This is a genomic window from Burkholderia sp. E168m23 (assembly GCF_016586125.1).
Classification (GTDB): Bacteria; Pseudomonadota; Gammaproteobacteria; order Burkholderiales; family Burkholderiaceae; genus Burkholderia; species Burkholderia orbicola.
Genome location: NZ_BCPP01000323.1, coordinates 1 through 6,780, shown reverse-complemented (window position 1 = coordinate 6,780; position 6,780 = coordinate 1). Strand labels below are relative to the sequence as shown.

The 6,780-nt window shown below is 63.3% G+C and carries 9 protein-coding genes and 1 tRNA gene; 1 reads left to right on the top strand and 9 read right to left on the bottom strand.

What is annotated here, in order from left to right; all coding sequences use genetic code 11:
• Together JMF90_RS17710 and JMF90_RS17705 are read right to left on the bottom strand one after the other, a co-directional pair.
• The coding region (locus JMF90_RS17710) for a hypothetical protein (protein ID WP_201325269.1) at positions 1-446 on the bottom strand (446 nt) is incomplete at its 3' end.
• 67 nt (positions 447-513) lie between these two features.
• Positions 514-909, bottom strand: coding sequence for a hypothetical protein (locus JMF90_RS17705; RefSeq protein WP_012327976.1), 396 nt, complete (start codon positions 907-909; stop codon positions 514-516).
• Between the two features lie 140 nt (positions 910-1,049).
• On the opposite strand from JMF90_RS17705, the gene JMF90_RS17700 reads away from it, so the two are divergent.
• Positions 1,050-1,370 carry a helix-turn-helix domain-containing protein gene (locus JMF90_RS17700; RefSeq protein WP_012327977.1) on the top strand — a complete coding sequence of 107 codons (321 nt, stop codon included), beginning with the start codon at positions 1,050-1,052 and terminating at the stop codon, positions 1,368-1,370.
• 242 nt (positions 1,371-1,612) lie between these two features.
• On the opposite strand, the gene JMF90_RS17695 is transcribed toward JMF90_RS17700, so the two are convergent.
• From JMF90_RS17695 to tolQ, 7 genes are all read right to left on the bottom strand, one after another.
• Positions 1,613-1,689 (bottom strand) — tRNA-Lys (locus JMF90_RS17695).
• Between the two features lie 110 nt (positions 1,690-1,799).
• Positions 1,800-2,549: a tol-pal system protein YbgF gene (gene ybgF / locus JMF90_RS17690; RefSeq protein ID WP_006484965.1), complete on the bottom strand. Its 750-nt coding sequence runs from the start codon at positions 2,547-2,549 to the stop codon at positions 1,800-1,802.
• A 19-nt stretch (positions 2,550-2,568) separates the two neighbouring features.
• Positions 2,569-3,081 carry a peptidoglycan-associated lipoprotein Pal gene (pal, locus tag JMF90_RS17685; protein ID WP_006484980.1) on the bottom strand — a complete coding sequence of 171 codons (513 nt, stop codon included), beginning with the start codon at positions 3,079-3,081 and terminating at the stop codon, positions 2,569-2,571.
• Between the two features lie 17 nt (positions 3,082-3,098).
• Positions 3,099-4,394: a Tol-Pal system beta propeller repeat protein TolB gene (gene tolB, locus JMF90_RS17680; protein ID WP_059574261.1), complete on the bottom strand. Its 1,296-nt coding sequence runs from the start codon at positions 4,392-4,394 to the stop codon at positions 3,099-3,101.
• A gap of 109 nt (positions 4,395-4,503) precedes the next feature.
• Positions 4,504-5,559, bottom strand: a complete 1,056-nt coding sequence (gene tolA, locus JMF90_RS17675; protein WP_201316747.1) for a cell envelope integrity protein TolA — start codon at positions 5,557-5,559, stop codon at positions 4,504-4,506.
• The gene (tolR, locus tag JMF90_RS17670) at positions 5,556-6,005 is read right to left on the bottom strand and encodes a protein TolR (RefSeq protein WP_006484943.1); all 450 of its coding nucleotides are present in this window, start codon (positions 6,003-6,005) and stop codon (positions 5,556-5,558) included. The genes tolA and tolR overlap by 4 nt, the downstream gene beginning before the upstream one ends.
• A gap of 10 nt (positions 6,006-6,015) precedes the next feature.
• Positions 6,016-6,693, bottom strand: a complete 678-nt coding sequence (gene tolQ / locus JMF90_RS17665) for a protein TolQ (protein WP_006476795.1) — start codon at positions 6,691-6,693, stop codon at positions 6,016-6,018.
• Between the last annotated feature and the right edge of the window lie 87 nt (positions 6,694-6,780).

Here is a 6,780-nt window from a genome sequence, read left to right as displayed (position 1 = left end):
TTTTGTGCTTCGATCGCGACACGGACGAGCGGACTACCGTTGACAGGGGAGCTTGGGGGTTCGATACGCAGCAAAAAGTCGAAGTACTGTTCCGTGAGCTTCCCGAGCTGTTCCTGTGCAGCGCCGAGCCTGAGCAGACATTGTGCATCCCAGTTCATACCGACAACGAGCTCGCTCGTCACACCATTCCATTCGCTAATGAGAATCGCGGCGACGCGGGCGTTTTCCTCGGCAAACCGCTCCACGCGTTGCTCGATATAGCGCACGTCGTCACGCACCAGCGTGCCCGAGATCCGCAGTGCGACAGTGTGGGCAATCTTGTCGTGCTTCGCATACACCATGGCGATACCTCCTAGATGGCGGGATACGCGATCGAGTTGCTCGTCTTCCAAATCGTCCTGCACGGCCAGAGCGCCGGTCAGGACATAAGGCGCTACCTCTTTCATGCTGAACCTCCGTTGGTTTGATTCCATACCGCTGCAGTTGGCGCTCCAATGTTGGTGGGCCCGTACGCTAGCTCGCAGTAGGCCGAAACTTTTCGAGAATCCGTGCCTGACGCTGTAGAAGGGCTTCCAGTTGAGTCTGTTCATCAATGAGCTTCTGGAGCAGTTCAGCGTGCAAAGCGAATCCAACCGGCACGAACGACACCTCGCCGTAGCGCACTCGCCTGAAGATTGCGCCGGTCTGCGCCCATTTCTGGGAGAATTGTTCCAATGCACCGTCCACCGATTTCGTTTCGTCGTCTGTCAGTGCGCCACGAATGCGAATTACGAGAGATCGCGTGACGGCATCGGTTGCGAAGTAGATGTCTGCGGGCTCGGCAATGCTCCGAGCGAATTGCTGCGCATGGTAGTGCCGGAAGTTGTCGAGGACGGGTAAGGCGCCGCAGATTGCATAAGTGATCGTCATGATGCTCCCGGTAAATGGACATTCGATAACCGGTCGGAGATCGGGCTCAATGTCATGCGCCGCTCAACTGACTCAGTTGGGCATGCTTAGGATCAAATATAGGATCAATTGATCCATTGTCAAGAGGAAAATTGGCTCGAATGGACGTATTTGGGGAGCGACTGAAGTGCGAACGGGTGCGGCTGGGTTTGAACCAGACGGAGTTTGCAGCCTTAGGCGCGGTCAAGCAGCGCGCGCAGTATCAATATGAAAAGGGCTTGAGGCGCCCGAACTCCGACTACTTGCGCGCGATTGCACTTGCTGGCGTTGATGTCTGGTACGTGCTTACCGGCGAAGAGAGCGCCCGGCTCGAGAACCTCGACGAGCGGCGGATCGTCTCTGGATTTCGAGCGCTCGACGCGCGGAAACGCGAGGTGATTTTGGCCCTGATAGAGGCAATTGCTGAACGGTCGTCGCAATAGTTGCTCATCCCGCTTTTTGGCAGTGGGCGTCGTGTTGGAGCGGCGGTATTGGATCGGCGACCTGATCGTCGCGATGTCAGGTGCCGACCAGGAGAAGCCGGACTAACCGTGGTAGCGAAGCGATCAAGGCGAGGGGGCGACGGGCGTTTAGCCGGGAAGTGGAAATGAGCAGCATACGCTGCCCGGCGACAGACGCAAAAAAGCCTCCGCGAGGGAGGCTTTTTTGCACTATCGAAGATAGTTGGTAGGGTGGGAGGGACTCGAACCCTCGACTCTCTGATTAAAAGTCAGATACTCTAACCAACTGAGTTACCACCCCACGTTCTTGAAACTTGTTTTGGTTCGTTGCTTCAACAACTTGGGTAACGACCCAAAGAGCAAAAGATTATAGCGACGGATTGCAGGTCTGTCAACAACCCGTCACGATAATTATTTGATCGTTTCCAGCTTGCCCTGCGCCGTCTGCGCCGCATTCGAGCCGGCGTACTGCGACACGACCTGCTCGAAGGTCTTCTTCGCGGCTGCCTTCTGGCCTTGCTCGAGCTGGTTCGTGCCGATCGCCACGAGGGCGTCCGCCGCGCGCGGGTGTTGCGGGAACTTGCTGACGATCCCTTGCCACGTCGCCGTCGAGCCGCGGTAGTCGCGCAGCGCGTATTGCGCGTTGCCGTACCAGTACTGCGCGGTCGGCTGATAGGGACTCTGCGGATACTTCGCGATGAACGCACGGAACGAAGCCGCCGCCGCCTTGAAGTTGCCGTTGCGGAACTGCTGCTGCGCCGCGCTGAGCGCATCCGTTTCACCCGGCTGCACGGTGCCTTCGACACCATCGATCGTCGCCTGCTGCGGCTCGAACTTCTTGAGCCGCGTGTCGAGATCCTGGTAGTACTCCTTCTGCTGCCGCTCGAGCGTCGTCAGCCGGTTCGTCAGATCCTCGTTCTCGCCGCGCAGCGTCGCGACCTGCTGGTTCAGCTGGTCGATACGGCCGGATTGATCGAGGATCGTACGCTGGGCGGCCGACAACTGGCTCGACAGGTTGTCGCTCTTGCTGCGCAGATCGAGCACGGCACGGCGCGCTTCGTTGTCGTCGAACATGCCGGCGTGCGCCGGCGCGGCCGACCACGCCGCGCCCGCGACGCAGAATGCTGCGGCAACGCGCAGCCAGGTTGAACGGTGCGTCATACGGCGATTCTTCCGTTACTTACTGTTGGTAGACGAGGTCGGCGCGGCGGTTCTGCGCCCACGATGCTTCGTCGTGACCCGTTGCCTGCGGCTTTTCCTTGCCGAGGCTCACGGCTTCCATTTGCGAATCGTTCACGCCGAGCAGTGCCATCGCGCGGCGGACGGCTTCCGCACGCTTCTGGCCCAGCGCGAGGTTGTACTCGCTCGTGCCGCGTTCGTCGGTGTTGCCCTGGATCAGCACGTGGCGCTGCGGGTGGCTCTTCAGGTACTGCGCGTGCTGCTGCATCAGCGGCTGGTACTCGTCCTTCACCGAATAGCTGTCGAAGTCGAAGTAGATGCTGCGCTTCGCGAGCGGGCTGTTCGGGTCGTTCAACGGATCGACGTTCACTTGCGCGACGTTGTCGGCGCTCGGTTGCGTGCTGACTGCGCCCGCGTTGTTTGCCTTGTCGTCGAGCTTCACGCCCGACTTACACGCTGCGAGCGCGCTGATCATCATCACGGCCAGGGCCAGACGAGCTTTATTCGACATCATGGTTACTCTCCTTGTGGTCATTGCATGAAGGGCCCCCACGACGGCTCGCGAACGGAGCCGCCCTGGACGGACAGGATCTGCGGCGGCGCGCTGCCGTCGGAGGGCACTGCAGCCAGAACGTTGCGACCACCCGACTGGGTAGCGTACAGAAGGTACTGGCCGTTTGCCGCGAAGCTCGGCGATTCGTCGCGATTGGTATTCGTGATGGCGTTCGCCGCGCCAGTCTGCAGATCCTGAACGTACAGCTTGAAGCCCCCACCCGTGCGGGAGATGTAAGCGAGCAGCTTGCCGTCCGGGCTCACGCGCGGGCTCGTGTTGTAGCTGCCGGTGAAGGTCACGCGCTGCGCGGCGCCGGCGCTTTCACCCTGCGCGGGCATCCGGTAGATTTGCGGCGCACCGCCACGATCGCTCGTGAAGTAGATCCAGCGGCCGTCCGGCGAGTAGAACGGTTCGGTGTCGATCGAGCTGCTCTGCGTGAGACGGCGCAGGCCGCCGCCGTTCGCGTTGACCGTATAGATTTGCGTATTGCCCGTCAGCGACAGCGCGACGGCCAGCGTGTTGCTGTCCGGCGACCACGCCGGTGCGCTGTTGTTGCCCTTCTGGTCGGAGACCATGTAGCGGCGGCCGGTCGGCAGGTCATGGATGTAGACGATCGGCTTCTTGCGCTCGAACGACACGTACGCGACCTTCGTGCCGCTCGGCGACCAGGCCGGCGAGATGATCGGTTCGGTGCTCGACAGCGCGATGCGCGCGTTCTGGCCATCCGAATCGGAAATCTGCAGCTGGTAGCGGTTGCCGGTCTTGATCACGTACGACAGGCGCGTGGCGAACACGCCACGCACGCCGAGCAGCTTCTGATAGATGTAGTCGGCGATCTTGTGGCCGGCCGTGCGCAGCGTGGTGTCGGTGGCCGTCAGCGACAGGCCGCCGAGGCTTTGCTGCTTCACGGTGTCGTACAGGATGAAGTTGACCTTGTACTGACCGTTCGCGTCGCGGTTCACGCTGCCGGCGACGAACGCATTCGCGCCCTTGGCCTTCCATGCGCCGAGATCGACCGAGGCGGTCTCGGGCACGGGCGTGCTGCCCGCGTCGATGTTGGTGAATTTGCCGCTGCGGGCGAGGTCGGCGCGCACGATCGACGTGACCTGCTGCGGCAGATTCGCCTCGTTCGTGAAGTTTGCGGTGGCAATGGGGAACTGGGTCGACCCGACACCGGTGATCAGCACGTTGACCTGGGCGTTAGCGGCGCTGCCCGCCGTGATCAGACACGAGGCCACGAGTGCCCTGAAACCTAGCTTTGTCATCAAACTCATGCTTCTTGCTTCCCGTATGGCTTGGATCGCTGCGCAACGGCAGAGACAGTAAAAATACCCGATTCGTTCCCATCTGACAGCGACGCCCGGAGTGTAAGCGCATTTCGTTTCACTCCGCCGCCTTGAAGGTAATCGTAATGTCAGACGGGGTACGACCGTTAGAATCGGGCGGCAACGGGACCGATGCGTGGATCGCACTGACCACGGCTTGATCCCACCCCGAATTCCCGCTCGAGCGGGAGACCGATGCGCTCAATACGTCACCGGACGGCGTGCACCGAATCTTGACGACGGTGGTCAGGCCCGCCCGCTCGCCGCCCCAAACGATGTTCGGCTTGACGCGGCGGCGCACCTTGTCGGCATAGCCGGGCGTGGCGGCATTGCCGCCGGAGCCCGTACCGGTGCCGCTTTTCGCGAGACCTTCGCCGCCGCCTTCACCGGCGCCGGACAGGCCCTGCATCTGCGCGAGGCGCGCGCTGCGTTCGCGGTCGAGCTTCGCGTTCGCCGCCGCACTGGCCTTCGCGCGCGCCGCGGCCTCGGCCTTCGCCTTGGCCTGGGCTTCCGCCTTGGCCTTGGCGGCCGCGTCGGCCTTCGCCTTCGCCGCCTGCTGCGCTTCGAGCTGCGCCTGCTTTTGCTGCTGGAGTTTCTGCTGTTCGAGCTTCTGCTGTTCGGCGAGCTGCTGTTGCTTGAGCTTGTCGGCCTGCTTCTGTCTGTCGCGTTCCGCGGCCTTCAGTGCGGCCAGCGCGGCGGCTTGTTGCGCGGCGAGCTGCGCGCGCCGGGCTTCCTCTTCCTGCTGGGCCTTCAGTTGCTGCGCACGGCGCTGCTGCTCGAGCTGCGCTTCGCGCGCGGCCGCTTCCTGCTGCCGTTTCTTCTGCTGCAGCGCGATGTCGGCCTGCTCGTCGCGCACCGGGGCAGGGGGCGGCGCGACCTTCACGGGCGGCGCGGGCGTGACGACGGGCCGCGGCGCGGGGACGTCGGGCACTTCGGTCCATAGCTCGGCTTCGGCGCCGGCCGGCGTGCTGTTCTGCCACTGCACGCCGTGATAGAGGAACAGCGCGAGCAGCACGTGCATCAGCGCGGCGAGCGCGAACGCGCGCCACGTCCCGCGCTCGCGGGGAGGCTGGAGCGGGTAGGCGGATCTGCGCGTGGATTGCTGCCGGTTCATTGCGATTTGACGAGGAGGCCGACGCGCTTGACGCCACGCGCCTTCAGATCGGACATCACGGTCATGACGGCATCGTACTGCACGGTCTTGTCGGCTGCGATCACGACCGGCTGGTCAGGGTGATCGGCCTGCCGGGCCGAGATGAAGCTGTCGAGCTCGGCCTTCGTCATCGTGTCTTCCTGGGTCGCGCCCGAGTCGCCCTTGTACTTGACGCTCATCGTGCGGTCGGCCTTGATGTTGACGACGACGGGCGGCGTCTGCTCCTGCGGCGCGGCGTTGCCGACGGTCGGCAGGTTGATGATCGACGGTGCGACGAGCGGTGCGGTGACCATGAAGATCACGAGCAGCACCAGCATCACGTCGATGTACGGCACGACATTGATGTCGGCCATTGCGCGGCGCGAGCGGCCGCCGCGCATGCTGGATCGGATGGGGCTTCCTGCCATGGCGCGCTCCTTACTGGGCCTGACGCTGCAGGATGTTCGAGAACTCTTCGATGAAGGTCTCGAAACGGATCGCGAGGCGGTCGATGTCGTGCGCGTAGCGGTTGTACGCGACCACCGCCGGAATCGCGGCGAACAGGCCGATCGCGGTGGCGACGAGCGCCTCGGCGATGCCCGGCGCGACGTTCGCGAGCGTGGCTTGCTGCACGTTCGCGAGGCCGCGGAACGAGTTCATGATCCCCCAGACCGTGCCGAACAGACCGATGTACGGGCTGACCGAGCCGACCGACGCGAGGAATGCGAGGTTGGCTTCGAGCACGTCCATTTCACGCTGGAACGACGCGCGCATCGCGCGGCGGGCGCCATCGAGCACGAGGCCCGGATCGCTGAGGCGCTTTTCCTTCGCCTTCAGGAATTCGCGCATCCCCGATTCGAAGATCCGCTCGAGTGCGCCGATCGTGTGGCGGTTGTTGGCGGCGCTCTGGTACAGCGCCTGCAGGTCGCCGCCCGACCAGAAATCCTTCTCGAAGCGTTCGGTCTGGGCACGCGCGCGGCGGATCGCGAACCACTTGCGGAAGATGAAGGTCCACGACATCAGCGACAGCAGCAGCAGCAGTCCCATCACCGCCTGGGCCAGCACGCTCGCGTTGAGGACGAGGGAAATGATCGACAGGTCTTGAACAGTATTCATAGAGGTTTGAGTAACGTCCCTTCGGGGGTGCCCGGCAAGGGCGTCCGGCGTGCGTGCGGCGCGGCGCGCCGGCCATGCCTGACGCCG